We start from the raw sequence: 20,201 nt of genomic DNA, 5'->3' as shown, positions 1-20,201 counted from the left end.
GGCTACATGTCTCCGGTCGAGTTCAGGGAGGCGGGGCTGTCCCTCCCGGAATCGTCCAAATAGGTGTTGCCAATCCACACTACGGGCTCGGCCTCCATGCCGCCTCCAAGGCCGCGAGCGCCCACGGGGGCTCCGTCTCGCTCGCCAACAGCCCCTCGGGCGGCGCGGTGGCCACCATCGCGGTCCCCCTGTGCGGGGCCTGACGACTCAGGCCCTCGCACCGGCGTGCCTCGCAACCAAACGCTTCCATCTTGAAACACGGGGAGTAAATAGCGAAATCGCAGGTGAAGGGGAGTAAAACGACAAAGAAAAAGCCTCCGTCCCAACCTGGGAACGGAGGCTCGGTTACCGTATTTACTCACCAATGTCGCTGGCGGCTTTGCCGTGACTCTCGTACGAAACAAAACTCAGCGTCACAGTGCGGCACTCAAAAATGCAGGTCAGAACCCTGTCGGGCTACTCCCACTCGATGGTCGCGGGCGGCTTGGACGTGATGTCGTAGCACACGCGGTTGGCGCCGGGGACCTCGGCAACGATGCGGCCGGAGATGCGGGCCAGTACATCGTAGGGCAGCTTGGCCCAGTCGGCGGTCATGGCATCGCTGGACTCGACGGCACGCAGGATGATCGGGCGCTGATAGGTGCGCTCGTCGCCCATGACGCCAACGGACTTGATGTCGGGCAGGACCGCGAAATACTGCCAGCAGCTGTGCTCGGAGTTGCGCTCGCCGGTCTGCTCAAACAGACGCTGGTTGTAGGCGTCGAGCTCCTCGCGCACAATAGCATCGGCGTTCTTGAGGATCTCGAGCTTCTCCTTGTCGACTGCACCGATGATGCGGATGGCCAGACCCGGGCCCGGGAAGGGCTGACGGAACACGATGTGACCCGGCAGGCCCAGCGCCAGACCAAGTGCGCGGACCTCGTCCTTAAAGAAGTGGTCGAGCGGCTCAATGAGGTCGAAGTGCACGCCATCGGGGAACGGGATCAGGTTGTGGTGGCTCTTGATGGTGGCCGTCTTGCCGCCCGTCTTGCGAGCGCCGGACTCGATGATATCGGGGTAGATGGTGCCCTGAGCCAGGTACTTCACGGGTTTACCATCGGTCTCAAGCTGCTGAGCAACCGCGAAGAACTCTTTCCAGAACTGCGTGCCGATGATGCGGCGCTTCTCCTCGGGCTCGGTCACACCGGCCAGAAGCTCGGCATAACGGTCCTCGGCGTGGACGTGGATAAAGTCAACGTCAAACTGCTTGGTGAAGACCTCCTCCACCTGCTCGGGCTCGCCCTTGCGCAGCAGGCCGTGGTTGATGAACACGCAGGTCATCTGCTTGCCCACGGCGCGGGCGCCCAGCGCGGCCACGACGGAGGAGTCGACGCCACCGGACAGGGCCAGAATCACGCGGTCGTCGCCGACCTTCTCGCGGAACTCGGCCGTCATGGTCTCGACCAGGTTGTCCATGCTCCAGTTGGGCTCCAGGCCGCAGATCTCAAACAGGAAGTTGCTCAGCAGCTGCTGACCATACTCGGAATGCTTGACCTCGGGGTGGAACTGCGTGGTGAAAATCTTGCGCTCGGGACACTCCATGGCAGCAACCGGGCACACGTCGGTGCTGGCGGTAACGGTAAAGCCCTCGGGCACCTCGGAAACGGCGTCGCGGTGGCTCATCCACACGGTCTGCTCCATAGGCGTGGAGTTAAAGAGCTTGGCGCCGGCCGTGCGCGTGATGGTGGCGCGGCCGTACTCGCCCACCTCGGAGTGGCCGACCTTGCCGCCGAGCGTCACGGCCGTGATCTGATGGCCGTAGCAGAAGCCCAGGACGGGAAGGCCCAGGTCAAAGATGGCAGGATCGATGGACGGAGCGTCCTCGGCGTACACGGAGGCCGGGCCGCCAGAAAGGATGAGCGCAGAGGCGTTCATCTCGCGAATCTCATCGGCCGAGATGTCGCAGGGCACAATCTCGGAATACACGTTGAGGTCGCGGACGCGACGGGCAATGAGCTGACCGTACTGCGCACCAAAGTCGAGTACGAGGACCTTTGCGGAAGCCTTTTGGTCCATGGTTTCCCCCTCTTGTTGGCGGGGAGCCGGTGCCCACCCGCGCGAATAAACGAAAATTGCTTTCATAGTGTACACGTTATATGGGGTTTCTCGTCCCTCGCAGCCATCAGTGCACGGCAAACGCACGACCAGGGCCCCTATTTGACGGCAATTGAAGTGTTACCAAACGTTACAGATGATGTAATACGTTTGAACAATCACCGCCCTGTGCCACAATACTGCCGAACGACTCCGCCTCTGTGGCGGCAAATACGATAGGAATACCAGCATGAAGCGCATCCTTCTCATCGCCACGGGCGGCACCATCGCATCGACCGAGGACGGCAACGGCCTCTCCCCCGCCCTGACCGGTGAGGAGCTCGCCCAGAGCGTCCCCGAGATCTCGGGCCTCTGCGAGCTCGACGTCGTGCAGCCCATGAACATCGACAGCACCAATATGCGCCCGAGTGACTGGATGCGTATCCGCGATGTCATCGTCGAAGGCTATGCCGACCACGACGGCTTTGTGATCCTGCACGGCACCGACACCATGAGCTACACCGCGGCAGCGCTTTCCTATCTGATTCAGGACAGTCCCAAGCCCATCGTACTCACCGGCTCGCAAAAGCCCATGGGTAACCCCTTTACCGATGCCAAGCTCAATCTGTACCAGAGCCTGCTCTATGCGCTCGACGAGCATTCGCACGACGTCTCGATCGTGTTTGGCGGCGTCGCCATTGCCGGCACGCGCGCCCGCAAGCAGCGCACCATGAGCTTTAACGCGTTCATTAGCGTCAACTATCCGCCCATTGCCTACATCCGTAACGACCGCATCGTGCGCAACGGGCTTCACGGGACTCATCAGGGCGAAAGCCCGGTGCGTTTCTACGACAGTATTGACCCGCGCGTGTTTGTCCTCAAGCTTACACCCGGCGTGAACCCGGGTATCCTGGACGCCCTTGCCGATAGCTACGATGCTGTAATTCTTGAGACCTTTGGCATTGGCGGTATTCCCGAGTTTGGTGAGTCCGGCGAGTCATTCCAGGAGGCGATTTTCCGCTGGGTCGGTTCGGGTCGCACCGTCGTTATGACCACGCAGGTCCCCGAAGAGGGCCTCGATCTGGGCGTTTATGAGGTCGGCCGCGCTTACGCCGATCATCCGGGCATTCTGCGCGGCGACGACATGACCACCGAGACGCTCGTGGCCAAGACCATGTGGGCACTCGGCCAGTCACGTGATGCGGCCGAGATTCAGCGCCTGTTCTACAGCCAAGTCAACCACGACCGCATCCCGATGGTGTAGCAAAAACAAAATCCGCCTCTTTGGGCCTTGTAGGGCACGTGGTGCCCCTCGGAACGTGCAAAAAGCGGAGTTTTCAGCATCCGCCCCTTCCGGGAACGTTAAAACCGCTGGCTGTAAATTGCCTTTCGACTCGAAAGACTCGTTCCGCGCGCTTGTTATTCCTCATATTATTGAATTTTGTGGATAATCCAAAACATTACGCGTCGTATTTGTGGCCCCGGCTGCCGTCAAATTATTGAGGGATGCTGAATACTCGCGTTTTTGCACGCCGCCGTCGGGGGGACCCGTTCAACAAGCGGCAAATCTAGCAAAAAAGGCTACTCGATACCCTCGAGAAGCTCTGACACCGTCATGCCGAGTGCGGGTGCGATCTTAAATAGAACCTTGAGCGTGAAATTTGCCGTCCCATCTTCGATTCGGTCGAGGTAGGGTCGGCTGATTCCTGTCGCCACACAAAAATCAACCTTGGAGATACCAAGGTCCCTGCGTGTCTCTTCGACCCGCCTGCCAAGAATCTGTTTCGCACGTTCGTCCATGCAGCCGAGTTTGAAATGGAGCCGAACATAAACGTAAACTATAGTTTACGTTTTCCCGAATACACAGGAGTTTTCTATGTCGGGTTCTTCGGTCCGCATGTACCGAGCCACGCTTCGCACAAACAGCGCGCCGCCCAAGCTCATCGTCGTTGAAGCTGAATGCCTTTCGCCCGATGAGCGCACAGCATTTGCATTGCTATCAAGTCGCGTCGCCGCCGTTCTGGTCCCTTGCCCGGCGCGAGGTGAACTTGCCATCCGATGCCAAACGCACGGCTGCTCGCTCAATCAGGCTGCCGTAATCGCAACCAGCCAACGCGGCCTGCCGCTCCTTTTAGAAGCCGGCATAGCACTCGCCCTTCGCGGCGCCGGATACGAAAACGAGGCCGCCGCCGATGCAGTCTTTCAACCACGATCGAGCGGCGGCCTCGCAGCAGCCATCGAATATGCTTGCAGGCTCGTTGCCTAAAAGGACAAGCTAGAAACCAAAGCCAAAGCCCGTTCCGGTAATCGCCGAGTACATAAAGTAAACGTTGATCACGTTGAGGAACACACCCGTAATGCAACCGTTGCGCAGGTAGCGCTCGCACACGATGCGCGCCATGGCGGCGGAGTCGTCATTGTTCTTGGCTTGGCGTCCCGCCGTAAAGTACGTCGCCACGCTCAGCAGCAGATTGAGTACCGGCAGTGCCAGCAGCTCGTAGCTCTTACCCCAGCGCGTCACCTCGCCGGCGGCGTTAAACTTCGTTGCCACCTCGGGGCCAATGTTGGGGATAACACACGCTGCGACCACCAGCGGAATCACCGCAAGTACGAGCAGCGCAATACCCATGTAGCCAGCTTTTTTGCCATATTTGAACATATGCGTCGTCCTTACACGTTAAAGCGGAAGTGCACGACGTCGCCATCGGCCATGACATAGTCCTTGCCCTCAATACGCAACTTGCCGGCGGCCTTGGCGCCCTGCTCGCCGCCGAGCTCGATGTAGTCGTCGTAGCCAATGACCTCGGCCTTAATAAAGCCGCGCTCAAAATCGGTGTGGATGACGCCGGCGGCCTGCGGGGCGGTCGCGCCCTGACGAACCGTCCAGGCCTTGACCTCCATCTCGCCGGCCGTAAAGAACGACTGCAGGCCGAGCAGCTTGTAGGCAGCCTGAGCGAGCACGTCCAGGCCGGGCTGCTCCAGGCCCAGGCTCTCCAGGTAGTCGGCGGCGTCCTCGGGATCGAGCTCGGAAAGCTCTGCCTCGATCTTGGCGCAGATGGGCAGCGGCTTGACACCATCGATGGGCGCCAGATCGTCGTTGAGCATATCCTCGTCCACGTTGGCCACATACAGGATGGGCTTCATGGTGAGCAGGAACAGCCCCTTGGCGGCGGCACGCTCCTCGTCGGTCATCTCCATGGATGCGGCGCGCTTGCCCTCGTTGAGCCAGGCAAGCAGGCGCTTGGCAACCTCGAACTTGGGCATGAGCTCCTTGTCGCGCTTGGCCTCCTTCTCGAGCTTAGGCAGCTGCTTCTCGAGCGTGCCCATGTCGGCCAGGATGAGCTCGGTCATGATGGTGTCGGCATCGCCGGCGGGATCGACGAACTCGCCCGTGCGGCCCACCTCACGCATGACGTTGGGGTCCTTAAAGTAGCGCACGACCTCGCAGATGGCGTCGGTCTCGCGAATGTTGGCCAGGAACTGGTTGCCCAGGCCCTCGCCCTCGTTAGCGCCCTTCACCAGACCTGCGATGTCGACGAACTCGACCGTCGCCGGCACAATGCGACCCGGGTTGACGATGTCGGCGAGCTTTTGCAGGCGGCTATCGGGCACATCGACGATACCCACGTTGGGGTCGATCGTGGCAAACGGGTAGTTGGCGGCAAGGCCGGTCTTTTTGGTAAGCGCGGTGAACAGCGTCGACTTGCCCACGTTGGGCAGGCCCACGATACCGATGGAAAGGGACACGACAGCTCCTTTTGGTACAGGTACTTCAAACTGCATAAGTATAGCGCCGCCGCAGCATCCGGGCGAATCCGGACACCGCGGCGGCGCAAATGAAGCAAAGATTGGGGTCGCTGGCTAGTCCGCGAGCTTCTCCACCTGATCGAGCATCTTGTCGAGCTTGGCCTTTGCTTCGGCCTTGACCTTCTCAGCTTCTTCGTGAGCCTTCGCCTTCTGGGCGGCCTTTTCCTCGGCCTCGGGGTCGACGACGACCAGATTGGACGCGTCATGCTCAACCAACTTGAGCGCATGCTCGGGGCACACCTTGACGCAGGCACCGCAGCCCAAGCAATACGTCGACTCCAACGCAAAGCGGCCGCTTCCCACCAAATCGCAGGCGAACGTGGGGCATACATTGACGCACTCGCCGCACGACGTGCACTTGTCAAAATCGCACTCCGGCGTGCTCACCTGCATGTTCTGGGCAAGCTCGGGGTGGTTTTGCAGCGTCGAGAGCACCAGCTGGCGCCCGTGCGTGAGCGAACGGCGGCGCTTGGTCGTCGTGGTACCGCACATGGTGTTGAGCGTGCGCTCAAGCTGCGTGATCTGGTGACGGTGGGCCTTCAACTTCTGCGTCACCGAGGCCAGTGCCGCAGTCGCCGGATTGAGCTTGGTCACCGTCAGGCCCGTGGTGCGGGCAATCTTTTCCATGTACTCCTTGCGCTCGTACTCGCGGCGCTTATGGCATTTGAGGCTCTTGGAGTCGACCTCCAAGCCCATACCCGTGCCGGACCACTCCTCGGCCTTCGCAATCGCCTCGCCAAGAATGTCCTCACCGCCGGTGTTGCGGCACTTATCGCACACGCCCAACGGCAGGTAGACGCTCACGTTGGGATAGTCGGCCAGTACCGAGAACCAGGTCTCGGCCGTAATATCGCCCACGCAGGCGACGACGACCTCGTTTTCGCGCGGCATGCGCTTAAGGGCGCGCGTGCAGGTAACGTAGGCGGTCTCGTGGCTCGTAGCAGCAGAGACGATATCGTCATACAGGTTTTTGGGCGCCAGACGCGGCGAGATGATCGCCTCGGTCGGGCAGGCAGCGGCGCACAGACCGCACTTGCGGCAGGAGTCGAGGATCTCGATGGCGTCTTCCTCGACCTCAATAGCGTTGACCGGGCACACGTCCATGCACGCGGTGCAGCCGCTCTTTTCGTTTTTGCAGGTCAGGCACGGAATGGTGTTGCCGCGCGGACGCTCCTTGTAGTCAGCAGGATTCCACTGCGGCGCCGACGGATCGAGTGCATCGGTCACGCCGCCAAGCGGGTTTTTAAGAAAGTCGAAACCCTTGCTGATCTCGATAATGTCATCAAACAGATCGTGTTCCTGCGCCATGCGCGGCCCCTCCCTGAGCAGTGCAAACAAGCAAGAGATAATGATACGCTATCGGCCCACACCTCGGGCAAATTACACGCGGTGCACCTTGAGGGAAATAACCCATGGCCTATCGCCGCCCCGATTGCACAAGGTCAATCAAGCGCCAAGCTATGCCTCGCACATGAGCTGCACGAGCTTCTGTTTGGTCACCTTGGCCTGCTCGTTGGCCATATTGCGCTCGTTTCTAAAGACCGCATTCGCAACGCTCAGCAAATCGGCATCGGAAATCTCGCTGCACGGACCGTCCATCGAAGCCGCCGTGGGGCATACGCACAACGGCAACTCGGCATAAAACGCAACGGCCTTGGCGATATCGAGCATCTTGCCGCCGCCAATACCCACCACCATGTCGCAATACTCGGCCTGGGCTTCCTTAGCCATTTCGACAACGGCCTCTTCCGTACACGGACCGTCATAAATCTTAAAGAACGGCTCGCTTAGATCTTCGTCCAGAAATCCATCGACGATCTGCTTGCACAGCCGATCCTCGGTGCCCTGGTCAAACAAGACATAGGCAGCGCAGCCCAACCATGACAAATACCTGCCCTGACGCGACAGTTCGCCCGGCCCCTGAACATACCGGCCGGGACCGCCGTAAACCATAGGAAGCGCCATACGAGAATCCGCCCTTCATCAAACAACGATTGGTGCAAAGTAACCTTGCCCCTTTGCACCATAGCAAAAAGGGGCAAAGCCATCTGTTGGCTTTGCCCCTTCCTTACCTTAGTTTAGTTTACTCATCCATAAGGTAATAATGACCCAGTGCGTCGGCACCCAGGATGGCGTTTGCGACCATCTCGGGCGTCACCTCAAACGGCATATTGCACATGGTGTCCTCGGGCGCGCAAGCGGCCTCGGCAACAATCATGGCCTGCTCGCGCGTAAGCTCGGCAACGCCAAGTTCCTTCATCGTGACCGGCAGGCCCAGCTCAATGCAGAAGCCCAAGACTTCCTCGAGCTTCTCGGTCGGGGCATCCTCAAGTACCAGCTGGACGATAGTGCCAAAGGCGACCTTCTCGCCGTGATACATGCCGTGGCACTCGGGCAGCATCGTCAGGCCATTGTGGATGGCATGAGCAGCAGCAAGGCCCGAGCTCTCAAAGCCAATGCCCGAAAGCAGCGTATTGGCCTCGATGATGTGCTCGACGGCAGGCGTGAGCGCACCCTTCTCCAGCGCAACCTTGGCCTTGACGCCATCGGCCATAAGCGTCTCGTAGCAGAGCTTGGCGAGCGCCAGACCAGCCATGCCGCCCTTGCCGCCAGCGCAGGTGCCGCCGTCGGCATCGTGCGTCGCCTGGGCCTCGAAGTAGGTTGCGAGCGCATCGCCCATACCGGAAACCGTCAGGCGCACCGGGCTCGCCGCGATAACCGTCGTATCCATCAGGACGATATTGGGGTTTGCCTTAAGGAAGAGGTACTTATCGAACTGGCCGTCATCGGTGTAAAGCACCGAAAGTGCCGAGCACGGTGCATCGGTCGAGGCAATGGTGGGGCAAATGATAACCGGGGACTTCAGGTAATAGGCGACGGCCTTCGCGGTGTCGAGGATCTTGCCGCCACCGACGCCGACGATGATGTCGCAACCGTTGTCGCGGGCGAGCGCGACCAGGCGATCGACCTCACCCTTGGAGCACTCGCCGTTAAAGTCCTCAAACAGCAGCTCGGCCTTGGCCTCGGCAAAACCGCCCTCGATCTTGGCACCGACGCGCTTCTTGCCCGAAGGCGTCACGATGACGAGGGCCTTAGCGCCGAGCGGCTCAACGTAAGAGCCGAGCTTGGCGAGCTCGTCCGGACCCTGGATGTACTTGCTGGGGCTATTGAAAATTGCAGCCATAACTATCCCATTCTCTAAAAGAAAAAAGAAAGGGGCTCCGTACAGATACGTGCGGAGCCCCTCGTTACGATAACAAGAGTCGATTAGAAATCGATGTCGGTGTCGTAGTAGCAGGCCTTGAGGATCTTCTCGAAGTCGGCAGCCTTGGTCTCACGCGGGTTCTCGGGCGTGCAAGCGTCCTGCTCGGCGTTCGCGGCGATCTCGGGCAGCTTGGCGAGGAACTCCTCCTCGGAAACCATCTGCGGGTTCTCGGCGTCGACCTTCACGCCACCATTCGCGTAATCCTTGATGGACTGCGGAATGTTGAGCTGGTCGTTGAGGTCGCGAATCTTCTGGACGAGTGCAGCGATGAGCTCCTCGTTGGTCTCGCCGGGAAGGTGCAGGATCTCCTTGGCCACGTAAGCGTAACGCTCGGCAGCACGGGGATCCTTGGAGTTCCACTGGATGACCTTGCCCAGGTACATGGCGTTAGCAGCACCGTGGATGATGTGGCCGTTCTCGAAGGCAGCACCGGTCTTGTGAGCCATGGAGTGAACGATGCCGAGCAGGCCCGAGGAGAAGGCGATACCGGCGATGCACTGAGCCTCGTGCATGTGCTGACGGGCCTCATGGTCGCCAGCATAGGACTTGGGCAGCCACTCGACGATCTCGCGGATGCCGTGCAGAGCGTTGGCATCGGTGAACATAGAGGCGCAGGTGGAAACGTAGGCCTCCATGCAGTGGGTCAGAGCGTCCATGCCGGTGTGAGCGCACAGCTTGGCGGGCATGGTGTAGGTGAGCTCGGGGTCGACGATGGCGACATCAGGGGTGATGTTGAAGTCGGCCAGCGGGTACTTGATGCCCTTTTCGTAATCCGTGATGACGGAGAATGCGGTGACCTCGGTAGCAGTGCCGGAGGTAGAGGAAATGGCGCAGAAGTGAGCCTTCTGACGCAGCTCGGGGAAGCTGAACGGCTGGATAATGTTGTCGAAGGACTCCTCGGGATACTCGTAGAAGACCCACATGGCCTTAGCAGCATCGATGGGCGAACCGCCGCCGATAGCAACGATCCAGTCGGGCTCGAAGTCGCGCATAGCGGCTGCGCCCTTCATGACGGTCTCGATGGAGGGATCGGACTCGACGCCCTCGAACAGCTTGACCTCCATGCCGGCCTCTTTGAGATCGGCCTCAACGTCCTGCAGGAACCCGCCGCGGCGCATAGAGCTGCCGCCAGAAACGATGATGGCCTTCTTACCCTTGAGATTCTTCACCTCGTGGCGAGCGCCCTCACCAAAGTACAGATCGCGAGGATTGGTAAAACGTCCCATACTGTGCCTCCTAAACAAGCCCCTCTTAGACTTGCGTATATAACGGAACACCCGATTGGCTCCGTTAGGACCATTTTGCGCGTTGCCGGCGATGACAATGCGCGATGTCTAAACGTCTCAACGCTCAGACAAACACTATTTTACCGTTCTGGTTGGTCAGTTATTCACCTAAAGCCGCCAATGATGAAACGTTTTTTCTATCCCTGAAGACCCTTGTGCGGCATTCATACTCCCAAGCTGGGCAAACGTTTTATCAAGGTTGACTACATATCCCGGGCAGGACCGTGCCCCTCCAAAATATGCACCGTTCGCCGCCAAAAATCGACCGTTTGCGGCACCGTGATACCACTCGGTCGTCCAAGGTGCCGACATTTGTGCGACATCCGTCTTCGTGGTGCAAAGGTGCAAGTCCAAGTGCGGCACCCCCGGTGTGCCACATGCGGGTAAACTAGAACCTTATATAGAAACATTTGAACCCTAACCGCAGCAAAGGAGGCCCCATGGCATTCGATCCCATTCAAGAGGATTGCCATCGCCTCGTTCTTGAGGCCTTGCGCCGCGACAATATCCCGCTCACCGACGCTGCCGCCGTAGAGCGTCTGATGGAACAATTCACCCGCAACCCCGCACCGCTCATCGTGCACGACCGCGACCGCGCCGGGCACCTCATTGCCAAGGTGGTCGAGGCTGTCGACTACCGCATTCCCTTTATCCCTGACGATACCCAGGCAGAGCAAGAAGAGGCAGCTGCCGAGAACATGCTCCGCGAGGCAGCCGCGCTCGACCCGGCCAACTGGGATGCCCAGCGCATGCTGACCGCCCTCACCGCCAGCTCCAACGAGGAATACGTACAGTACTTGGCATCCAAGCGCGATGAAGTCGAGCATGACCTGGCGCTCAAAATCGCCTCGGCGCAGGACCCCTACGAGCGTGAGGCCGCTGGCGACCTTATGCGCCGCCCCTACCTGCGCTGGCTTGCCGCCTTGGCATCGCGCGCGCTCATTAGCGGACGCTACCGCATGTCGCTCCAAGCCGCGAATCGCAGCTTGGACTTTGCGCCCAACGACCCCGCTGGTGTCCGCCACACCGCGATGCTCGCTATGGCAAAGCTCGAATACCCCGCCGAGGAGCTCAAGCGATTTCGCTCTGCCCACTCCGTCCCCTATCTCGCCAACACGCCGCTGCGCCGTCGTCCCAAAGATGCGGAGCGCGACTTGGACCCGTGGACGCTCATCGCGCTGATGAGCGCTGCCTGGCGCGAGCTGGACTACGAGGGCGCCGAGCACTACCTGCGTATCCTTGTGCGCTCATGCCCGCACGCGGCCGAAGCACTCTACTTCCAAACCGAGTTTCCCGATGGTGTCTATGCTCGCGTCAACGTAGGTGTGGGCTCCACCGACGAGCTCGTCCTTGCGCTGTCCGAGGCAACGCCGGTGCTGCAGGAGGGCCTGGGCGCTCCCGACAACGCCAGCTTTGCCGCCTGGGTCGCCACCAACGACATCGTGCGTTCCCAGATCGACGAACGAATCCTGCGCGCGGCCGAACAGGGATTGCCGTTTAAGGGAGGAGACCTCTAATGGATCCGAGCGTCTACATCCCCGCCTATCTGGAGCGAACCTATCTGGCGTCGCACCCCGAACTCACCGATGCAGCACGCGAGCTTGTCCATAACGACATTAGCGCGAATCCTCAAAAGTATGCGCAGTCCGAGCATGCCCAAGCGCTGCTGTCCTATGCCGGTGTTCATCGCCACCTGCTCGACGAGCTCCATCGCATCGAGGACATGGGCAGCGACGAGGAGTTCGAGCAGACGCGCAATCGTCTGTTCGACGACATGCGCGATGAGCTGCTCAAGATCGTCCGCATCGATGCGCATGTCCTCGACGCACAGCTGCTCGCCATCATCTTGGCCGACACGCCCGTTGACGCCTGCCTGGGTGACCTGATGAAGCTCGAGGCGACCACGGCCGATTACCTGCAGCAAAGCGTGCCCGGGTTCGACATGGAAGCCCCGCACTACTGGGCCAATAATGTTTTGGCCGACGGTGTCACTGCAGCAGATCTCACCGTGAGCGAGCCGGCTCTTATCGGGTGGCTTCACACACTCGAGGCCATCTCGCAGCTGTGCATGGCGAGCGCTCGTTACCGTGCTGCCGCCAACTACGCCCGCCGCGTCCTTAAGGCGGAAGGCTACCCCACCCGAGCCGCAGGCACCGTGTTGCTCGCCCTCGCTCGCCTGGAAGACCAGGACGGCTTTTTTGCCCTGGCTCACCAACTCGAGGAACAGGTGGGGGCTGATGCACTCGAGAACTCCCCCTGGTACCTGCTCGCCCGCACCATCCTCTTGTTCAAAACAAACAAGATGCGCCCGGCGACACGCGCACTGCGTGAGTTTGCCAACCGTTGCGAGGGCGGCGCGTTCTTCTTGCTGAACCCCATGTACCAGACGCCGTACCTTCCCTGCCGACCCGAGCCGCGCGATCCCTGGGATCTTTCGCACCAGGCCGTTTGGGAAGCGGACGGTATTATCTCGGACACTCCCGACTTTGCCCCCTGGGCCAATGCCTGTGAAGACGTGTCACAGCTTGCCCAGGAATTTGCGCGCCGCTACGGTTTTTAGTGACGCACTCGACCCGACCATGTCGTTTACGTTAGGAACGGTTTCATGAACCTCCGCTCATCTCTCGCCTGTACCTCGAGCGATATCGCTCGCTGGGGACTGCGCTCTGTCCTCAAACGCCAGGGCGGCGTACTCCCCGGCCGCATCGCCATGAAGATCGACCCCGAGCTGCTAAGCGACCTCGCCGGCCTTATCGACCGCAGCGTGGTGATCACCGGCACCAACGGTAAGACCACCACCTCCAACCTCATCGCCGACGCCGTTGCCGCCAGCGGCGCCACCGTGGTATGCAACCGCGCCGGCAACAACATGGAGCCGGGCGTGGTGGGCGCTCTGCTCGAGGCCCGCGGCGGCCTTAAGCACACTGACAGCGGCAAGCGTGTGGGCGTTTTTGAATGCGATGAGCTCTACACCGTGCGCGTCCTGCCCAAGCTCAAGCCGACGTACTTCGTGCTGCTCAACCTGTTCCGCGACCAGCTGGATCGCTATGGCGAGATCGATCACACCCAGGAGGTCATCGCCCATGCGTTGGAGCTCTCTCCGGCAACAACGCTCATCTACAACGCAGACGACCCGCTGTGTGCCTCGATTGCCGCGCGCGTTCCCAATGCAAGCATCGCCTTTGGCATCGACAGCGCCACCAACACCGAGTCCGACCGTATTAGCGACTCACGTTTTTGCTCAAAGTGCAACACGCCGCTGGAGTATGACTACGTGCAATACGGCCAGCTCGGCGCCTACCATTGCCCCTCGTGCGGCTGGGCCCGCCCTGCGCTTGTCCGTCGCGTGACGGACGTGAAGCTCGGCTGCGACGGCTACGGCTTCGACCTGGTCTTTGGATCTGCGCCCGACGCGGCTGCCGTACACATCGCCACACGCTACAACGGCCTGTACATGGTCTACAACGTTGCCGCTGCATTCTTTGCCGCACATGAGTTAGGCGTGGATACGGCGCTTCTACAGCCTACGCTCGATGCCTACGTCCCCGCCGGCGGACGTATGGGGCGCTGGGATATCGCCGGCCGCACCGTCGAGGCCAACCTGGCTAAGAATCCCGTAGGCTTCGATCGACAAATCCAGTCCATCAAGACGACAGGCGGCAGACTCTGCGCTTTCTTCCTTAACGACAATGACGCCGACGGACACGATGTATCGTGGATCTACGACGTCGACTTTGAGCGCATCGCCGACACGCCGGGTCTTGTCGCCTTTGCCGGAGGCACGCGCGCGCACGACATGCAGGTGCGCCTCAAGTACGCCGGCATCGATGCCGCGATTATCTCGGACGTCGCGCAGGCAATTGGCGCCGTGGCAGACGAGGCCGCCGATGACACCTTCTACGCCGTCGCCAACTACACGGCCTTCCCGCCGCTGGTCAAGGAGCTCGACGGGCTGAAAGGCGCCACCGCCGATGCTGTTGCCGGGCGCGCCGTAGCCCGTGCCGACGGCAGCGCTCTTCCTGTCGGCATCGCGCCAGTCGAGCTTTCGCGCCCGCTGCGCATCGTCTACCTGTATCCCGATGCCCTTAACCTCTACGGCGACGGCGGCAATGTTATCGCGCTCGAGCGCCGCTGCGTCTGGCGCGGCATTCCCGTGCGCGTGGACGAGGTCCGTATGGGCGAAACGCTTGATTTGACCGATGCCGATATCGTCATGATGGGTGGCGGCTCCGACCGCGACCAGCTAGCCGTGGCACACGAGCTGCTCGCCCAAAAAGACAAGGTCGCGGCCTATGTTGAGGATGGCGGCTCGCTGCTTGCCATCTGTGGCAGCTATCAGCTGCTCGGCCGTTCGTACTATATGGGTGAGGATCGCATCGAGGGCCTGGGCGTCATTGCCGCCGAAACCGTACGTGGCTCCGATCGCCTGATCGGCAACGTAGCCGTCAAAACCGATCTGGCACCTGAGCCCTTTGTGGGATTCGAGAACCATGGCGGCCGCACGCTTTTGGACGCCGATGCCACGCCGCTCGGAACGTCCGTCGTCACGGGTACCGGCAACAACGGCGACGACGGCTTTGAGGGCCTGATCTACAAGGGCGTCATCGGCACGTACCTGCATGGCCCGGCGCTGCCCAAGAACCCCGAGCTCGCCGACTGGCTGATCGCCCATGCCCTCGAGCACCGTGGCGATGCACAGGCCGCCGCCCTGCTGCCGCTCAAGCCCCTCGACGACACCTACGAGCACGCCGCCCACGACGCCGCCATGAAGCTCCTCCCCTAGCACCTCACCACCACAAAGGGGACAGGCACCTTTGTGGTGGTTTTTCAGTTTGCCAACGATATGTGAACGGCTAAAAAAGTCTGCTATACTCTTTCCCGCTGTCCCCATCGTCTAGCGGCCAAGGACGCCACCCTTTCAAGGTGGATATCGCGGGTTCGAATCCCGCTGGGGGCACCATTTAAATTAAGAAGCCCGTTACCCCCGCGGTGACGGGCTTTTTGCTACCGATATGCCGGGATTCGAACCCGACAGGGTGCGGAGCTGAGGAAACGCGCAAGCGTTTTCCAGCGCAGCACGCAAGGAGCGAAGCGACGAAGCGGAAGCGGGCGGCGCCAGCCGCACGCGGATATCCCGCTGGGGGCACCATTTAAACTGAGAAGCCCGTTGCTCTCACGGTGGCGGGCTTTTTGCTATCCATGTGCCGGGATTCGAACCCGACAGGGTGCGGATCCCGGCATCATCGCAAGGCCTGTGGTCAAAAAATGGCAAATATGAGTACTGTTACCATTTTAGTTACAGCGATTTCATGCCTTCAGAAGGCGATTTAGCCGTCAGGCGTCCTACGGCGGAAAAATTGCAGACGTTTATCGGCTAAGTACTTGGACATATATTGCGTAACACTACATATTTTGCAAATAAATAATGTTACAGGACTTGTGACAGTACTCATATTTGACGTTTTTTGCCCATAGCCCTTTATACCTAGGCAAATCGGCGGCAAAACGGGCTTCAAAGCGTCCTTCGCAAACAAAAACCGGGGCCCGCATGATGCGGACCCCGGCTCAATACCGTGACGATATGTCAGTTACGTTCTACACATAGAACAGAATGTCGTCGTAGGTCGGGACCGGCCAGTAGTCAGCGGCCACGATCTCCTCCATTGCGTCCACGGCGGCACGCAGCGCATCCATAGCGGGAACGACCTCGTGCGCGTACACGTTGGCCTGCTCCTGGCCATCGAGAGCCTCGGCCTTCTGATGCACGACGTCGAGCGCCTTGATGGAGTCGTTGATGGCAGTGATACCGTTGCAGAGCTTGTTGAGCGTGTTCTGCTCGCACTGCATGGCGGCCTCAGCACCGGCGGCACGAATAGTCTCAAGGCCCTTAGCGACCTTGGTGGCATAGGCGGTAATGACCGGGCGATAGGTACGACGCGCCTCGCGAACCATCGTGGTGGCCTCGATGTTCATGAGCTTGTTGTACTTCTCGAGCTTGCAGTCGTAGCGGCACTGAGCCTCGGCCTTGGTCAGGACACCCGTCTCCTCAAAGAGCGCGATGGCCTTTTCGGAAACAAAGGCGGGCAGGGCGTCGGCCGTGGTCTTGTTGTTGGCAAGACCACGCTTCTCGGCCTCAACGGGCCACTCGTCGGAGTAGCCGTCACCGGAGAACAGGATGCGCTGGTGGTCGGTCAGGACCTTCTTGCAGTACTCGAGCGCAGCGTCCTGGAACTCATCCTCGGGCGTACCCTCAAGCGCGTCGGCGAAGGACTTGAGCGACTTGGCCACGGCGGCATCGAGCACCAGGTTGGAGTCGGAGACGTTCTGCTCGGAGCCGCAGGCACGGAACTCGAACTTATTGCCGGTGAAGGCAAACGGGGAGGTGCGGTTGCGGTCGGTGTTGTCCTGCATCAGCTTGGGCAGAGTATCGGCGCCCAAGTCGAGCACGCCGCGCGTGGCATGGACGGAAGCCTTGCCATCGATGATCTTCTCGACGACCTCGGTAAGCTGGTCGCCCAGGAAGATGGACATAATCGCCGGAGGAGCCTCGTTGGCGCCCAGACGATGGTCGTTACCGGCCGAGGCAACGGAGGCACGCAGGAGCTCCTGATAGTTATCGACGGCCTCGATCACCGCGGTGAGGAAGACGATGAACTGCAGGTTGTCGAGCGGAGTGTCGCCCGGATCGAGCAGGTTCTCGGACTCGGTGCCAAGCGACCAGTTGTTGTGCTTGCCCGAACCATTGATGCCCTCGAAGGGCTTCTCGTGCAGCAGGCAGACCAAGTCGTGGCGGGAGGCGATGAGCTTCATCTTCTCCATCATGACCAGATTCTGGTCGATGGCCTCGTTGACCTCGCCATAGACGGGGGCGAGCTCATGCTGGCAGGGAGCAACCTCGTTGTGCTTGGTCTTGGCGGGAATCCCAAGCGCCCACAGCTCATCGTCCAGATCCTTCATATAGGCCGAGACGGTGGGGCGGATAGCGCCAAAGTAGTGCTCCTCGAGCTCCTGGCCCTTGCAGGGAGCGGCGCCAAAGAGGGTGCGGCCGGTAATGACCAGGTCCTTGCGCTTGCGGTAGGCGTCCTTCTTGATCAGGAAGTACTCCTGCTCGTCGCCCACGGAAGGAACGACCTTCTTGGGGGTCTTACCGAACAGCGCCAAAACGCGCTTAGACTCACGCGAGAGCGCGGTCATGGAACGCAGCAGCGGGGTCTTCTTGTCCAGGGCCTCGCCCGTGTAGGAGCAGAAAGCCGTGGGGATGCACAGGACATCGTCCTTAATGAAGGCGGGGCTAGTGGGGTCCCAAGCGGTGTAGCCACGGGCCTCGAAGGTAGCACGCAGGCCGCCGTTGGGGAAGCTCGAGGCATCGGGCTCGCCCTGGATGAGGTTCTTGCCCGTAAACTTGGTAATGGCGGTGCCGTCGTGGTTGGGCTCCAGGAAGCTGTCGTGCTTCTCGGAAGTAATGCCCGAAAGCGGCTGGAACCAGTGCGCATAGTGCGTCGCGCCCTTGGAGATGGCCCAGACCTTCATGGCATGGGCAACGGCGTTGGCCACATCCAGGTCGAGCGGCTCACCGCCCTCGAGGGTTGCAGCAAGGCGCTTCCAAATGTCCTTGGGGAGGTAGTCCTTCATGACTTCCTCAGAGAACACCATGGTCCCGAAGCGGTCAGTAAGTTCGGCCATACGGAACTCCCTTCGTATCGGCACCGCGTGAGAAGCGGTGTTGATTACTAACGAACGAGTCATAGCTTAGACTCGCCGTGTTTCCGCGACATTACCGTTATGTTGCTGTCGCGAAACCAATCAATGAGGTTACCCTATCGAGGCGGCGTTGCCACCCTCAATAGCCAATCAACTGCATAAATTGCAGACCTCTCCCCATGGTTTAAGGGTAGTCAATTTGGGATGGAGCTCTATTAACTGGTATTTTGCATCAGATACCAGTCTTTATAGTCCGTGCCTAGATTAGCCGCTCTGTTATAGAGAAAGCCGATAGCAAGGCATCTTTGATTGGTATCCCCGAATAACGAGTGAAACTCCACCGTGACACAGTGGTGCTGTAGAATCCTTACAACGCATCACACTATTACGTATCTAGAGGAGCACGATATGCGCGTCGACGAGGTTTTTAAGCAGGCAGCATCCCAGGGCACCGCGCCCGTTTCGTTTGAGATGTTCCCGCCCAAGGGCGAGCTCACCCTCGACACGGCTCGCGAAGTGGCAGGCAATCTGTGCAAGCTTTCGCCGAGCTTTGTCTCGGTCACCTGCTCGGCCGGCGGCTCGGGCAACGGTGCCACCACCGCCCCCATCGCGCATATGATTTCGAGCGAATTCGACACGCCCTCGGTGGCACACCTTACCTGCGTGGGCCGCTCGCATGCCGATATCGCCGCCAAGATCGACGAGTATCGCACCGCCGGCGTTGAAAACATCCTGGCCCTGCGTGGAGATCTCCCTGCCGGCGCGACCGAGGACGACAAGCCCGCCTCCGACTACGCCTACGCCCGCGACCTTATCCCCGAGCTCGTCGACGCCGGCTTTTGCGTGGGCGCCGCAGCCTACCCCGAGGGCCACATTGCCTGTGAGGATCTCAACCTCTCGGTCGAACACCTCAAGCAAAAACAGGACGCCGGCGCGAGCTTCTTTGTGACGCAGCTCTTCTTTGATAACGAGTGCTTCTACCGTTTTCGCGAGCTTGCCGACAAGGCCGGCATCACCGTGCCCATTACCGCGGGCATCATGCCGTTTGTGGGCAAGTCGCAGATCAGCCGCATGGTCTTTATGTGCGGCGCGTCGCTGCCCTCCCCCGTCATCAAGATTCTCGCCAAGTACGAGAACGACCCCGAGAGCCTGCAGGCAGCCGGTGTAGATTATGCCGCCCGCCAGCTTTGCGACCTCAAGGAGCACGGCGCCGACGGCCTGCACCTGTACACTATGAACCGTCCTGCGATCGCCGCGACCATTATGGAGCGCATGGGGTAATGGAAAAACCGCACATCGATACAACCGCTGTCGAAGTGCCGGCCGACCTTGCGTCGCCGGCGCTTTACCGTGTCGATGCTGCGCACCTTCCCCGTGTCGACCGTGCCGAGATGCTGCGGTATCTGGGTTACGGCGGCCAGCAGATCGAGCCCGAGCTGTCACGACGTATTGAGCTTGTGGTCGAGCGTCTGGAACTTGACATTGAGCCCCGTGGCGTGCGCCGCGTGTTTGCCGTCGATGCCACGGGCATGGACGAACAAAGTGAGCCTTGCATTCGCTTGGTCGGCACCAACGTTGAGCTGCGAGGTCGCGATATCTATCGACATCTCAAAGATGCCCGCTTTGCCGCGCTCATGGCATGTACCCTCGGCATGGACGCCGAGCGTCGCCTGCGCACCACGGGAGCCCAACATCCCCTGGAGGGCGCCGTGCTCGACGCCGCGTGCTCCGCTTACGTGGAAGCCGCCGTTGAGCAAATGGACCAGCAGGTCAAGACGGACGCCGCCACACACGGGCTCGCCGGCAACTGGCGCTTTAGTCCCGGCTATGGCGACTGCCCGCTCTCGGCCCAGCGCTCGATCGTCAATGCGCTCAACGCCACGCGGCTCATCGGGCTTACCGTCACACCCACCAGCCTGCTCATGCCCACCAAAAGCGTGACCGCGGTGATCGGCCTATTCGACGGCGAGGTCCACGACGCCCAGAGCCGCCCCACCTGCAATATCTGCCGCATGCGCGAACACTGCCGCTTCCGCGCCGCCCACACCACCTGCTATTCCAGCCATTAG

Annotated in this window: 16 protein-coding genes and 1 tRNA gene; 8 read left to right on the top strand and 9 right to left on the bottom strand. The window is 60.5% G+C overall.

The window, feature by feature from the left end; translation table 11 throughout:
* Window positions 1-456: 456 nt before the first annotated feature.
* Window positions 457-2,055 (bottom strand): glutamine-hydrolyzing GMP synthase, encoded by a 1,599-nt coding sequence (guaA, locus tag I2G40_RS01090; RefSeq protein WP_195543896.1) that lies wholly within the window; start codon window positions 2,053-2,055, stop codon window positions 457-459.
* A gap of 268 nt (window positions 2,056-2,323) precedes the next feature.
* Here guaA and I2G40_RS01085 point away from each other — a divergent pair, with 268 nt between their 5' ends.
* Window positions 2,324-3,337, top strand: a complete 1,014-nt coding sequence (locus I2G40_RS01085; protein ID WP_195543895.1) for an asparaginase — start codon at window positions 2,324-2,326, stop codon at window positions 3,335-3,337.
* Window positions 3,338-3,654: 317 nt separating this feature from the next.
* On the opposite strand, the gene I2G40_RS09805 is transcribed toward I2G40_RS01085, so the two are convergent.
* Window positions 3,655-3,873, bottom strand: coding sequence for a helix-turn-helix domain-containing protein (locus tag I2G40_RS09805; RefSeq protein ID WP_035136926.1), 219 nt, complete (start codon window positions 3,871-3,873; stop codon window positions 3,655-3,657).
* Window positions 3,874-3,949: 76 nt separating this feature from the next.
* On the opposite strand from I2G40_RS09805, the gene I2G40_RS01075 reads away from it, so the two are divergent.
* On the top strand, window positions 3,950-4,339 hold the full coding sequence (locus tag I2G40_RS01075; protein WP_195543894.1) for a hypothetical protein: 390 nt from the start codon (window positions 3,950-3,952) through the stop codon (window positions 4,337-4,339).
* Between the two features lie 9 nt (window positions 4,340-4,348).
* On the opposite strand, the gene I2G40_RS01070 is transcribed toward I2G40_RS01075, so the two are convergent.
* The 6 genes from I2G40_RS01070 to I2G40_RS01045 all read right to left on the bottom strand — a co-directional run bounded on the left by I2G40_RS01070 (window position 4,349) and on the right by I2G40_RS01045 (window position 10,371).
* On the bottom strand, window positions 4,349-4,732 hold the full coding sequence (locus tag I2G40_RS01070; RefSeq protein ID WP_089572786.1) for a DUF1648 domain-containing protein: 384 nt from the start codon (window positions 4,730-4,732) through the stop codon (window positions 4,349-4,351).
* 11 nt (window positions 4,733-4,743) lie between these two features.
* Complete coding sequence (ychF, locus tag I2G40_RS01065) at window positions 4,744-5,820, bottom strand: redox-regulated ATPase YchF (RefSeq protein WP_035136922.1); 1,077 nt, start codon at window positions 5,818-5,820, stop codon at window positions 4,744-4,746.
* Between the two features lie 114 nt (window positions 5,821-5,934).
* A complete protein-coding gene (locus tag I2G40_RS01060) occupies window positions 5,935-7,188 on the bottom strand; it encodes a 4Fe-4S binding protein (RefSeq protein ID WP_195443546.1) in 1,254 nt (417 codons plus the stop codon).
* Window positions 7,189-7,338: 150 nt separating this feature from the next.
* Window positions 7,339-7,845 (bottom strand): iron-containing alcohol dehydrogenase, encoded by a 507-nt coding sequence (locus I2G40_RS01055; RefSeq protein WP_195543893.1) that lies wholly within the window; start codon window positions 7,843-7,845, stop codon window positions 7,339-7,341.
* Window positions 7,846-7,963: 118 nt separating this feature from the next.
* On the bottom strand, window positions 7,964-9,064 hold the full coding sequence (locus tag I2G40_RS01050) for a glycerol dehydrogenase (protein WP_195543892.1): 1,101 nt from the start codon (window positions 9,062-9,064) through the stop codon (window positions 7,964-7,966).
* An 83-nt stretch (window positions 9,065-9,147) separates the two neighbouring features.
* Entirely contained in the window at window positions 9,148-10,371 is a 1,224-nt protein-coding gene (locus I2G40_RS01045; protein WP_022093871.1) for an iron-containing alcohol dehydrogenase, read from the bottom strand.
* A 500-nt stretch (window positions 10,372-10,871) separates the two neighbouring features.
* On the opposite strand from I2G40_RS01045, the gene I2G40_RS01040 reads away from it, so the two are divergent.
* The 4 genes from I2G40_RS01040 (at window position 10,872) to I2G40_RS01025 (ending at window position 15,391) form a co-directional block, all read left to right on the top strand.
* The gene (locus I2G40_RS01040) at window positions 10,872-11,948 is read left to right on the top strand and encodes a tetratricopeptide repeat protein (RefSeq protein ID WP_195543891.1); all 1,077 of its coding nucleotides are present in this window, start codon (window positions 10,872-10,874) and stop codon (window positions 11,946-11,948) included.
* Entirely contained in the window at window positions 11,948-12,991 is a 1,044-nt protein-coding gene (locus I2G40_RS01035; protein WP_195543890.1) for a hypothetical protein, read from the top strand. The genes I2G40_RS01040 and I2G40_RS01035 overlap by 1 nt, the downstream gene beginning before the upstream one ends.
* A 45-nt stretch (window positions 12,992-13,036) precedes the next feature.
* Complete coding sequence (locus I2G40_RS01030) at window positions 13,037-15,214, top strand: MurT ligase domain-containing protein (RefSeq protein ID WP_195543889.1); 2,178 nt, start codon at window positions 13,037-13,039, stop codon at window positions 15,212-15,214.
* Window positions 15,215-15,314: 100 nt separating this feature from the next.
* Window positions 15,315-15,391: transfer RNA gene (locus I2G40_RS01025), tRNA-Glu, on the top strand.
* Between the two features lie 635 nt (window positions 15,392-16,026).
* Here the strand turns inward: I2G40_RS01025 and I2G40_RS01020 are convergent.
* Window positions 16,027-18,114: a glutamine synthetase III family protein gene (locus I2G40_RS01020; RefSeq protein WP_195503259.1), complete on the bottom strand. Its 2,088-nt coding sequence runs from the start codon at window positions 18,112-18,114 to the stop codon at window positions 16,027-16,029.
* 426 nt (window positions 18,115-18,540) lie between these two features.
* On the opposite strand from I2G40_RS01020, the gene I2G40_RS01015 reads away from it, so the two are divergent.
* Together I2G40_RS01015 and I2G40_RS01010 are read left to right on the top strand one after the other, a co-directional pair.
* Window positions 18,541-19,413, top strand: coding sequence for a methylenetetrahydrofolate reductase (locus tag I2G40_RS01015; RefSeq protein ID WP_195543888.1), 873 nt, complete (start codon window positions 18,541-18,543; stop codon window positions 19,411-19,413).
* Window positions 19,413-20,201, top strand: a complete 789-nt coding sequence (locus tag I2G40_RS01010; RefSeq protein WP_195543887.1) for a vitamin B12 dependent-methionine synthase activation domain-containing protein — start codon at window positions 19,413-19,415, stop codon at window positions 20,199-20,201. Before I2G40_RS01015 ends, I2G40_RS01010 begins: the two co-directional genes overlap by 1 nt.

This window comes from Collinsella aerofaciens (assembly GCF_015558785.1).
GTDB classification, from domain to species: domain Bacteria; phylum Actinomycetota; class Coriobacteriia; order Coriobacteriales; family Coriobacteriaceae; genus Collinsella; species Collinsella aerofaciens_P.
The sequence above is the reverse complement of the archived record's forward strand: the minus strand, read 5'-3'. Positions and strand labels throughout refer to the sequence as shown.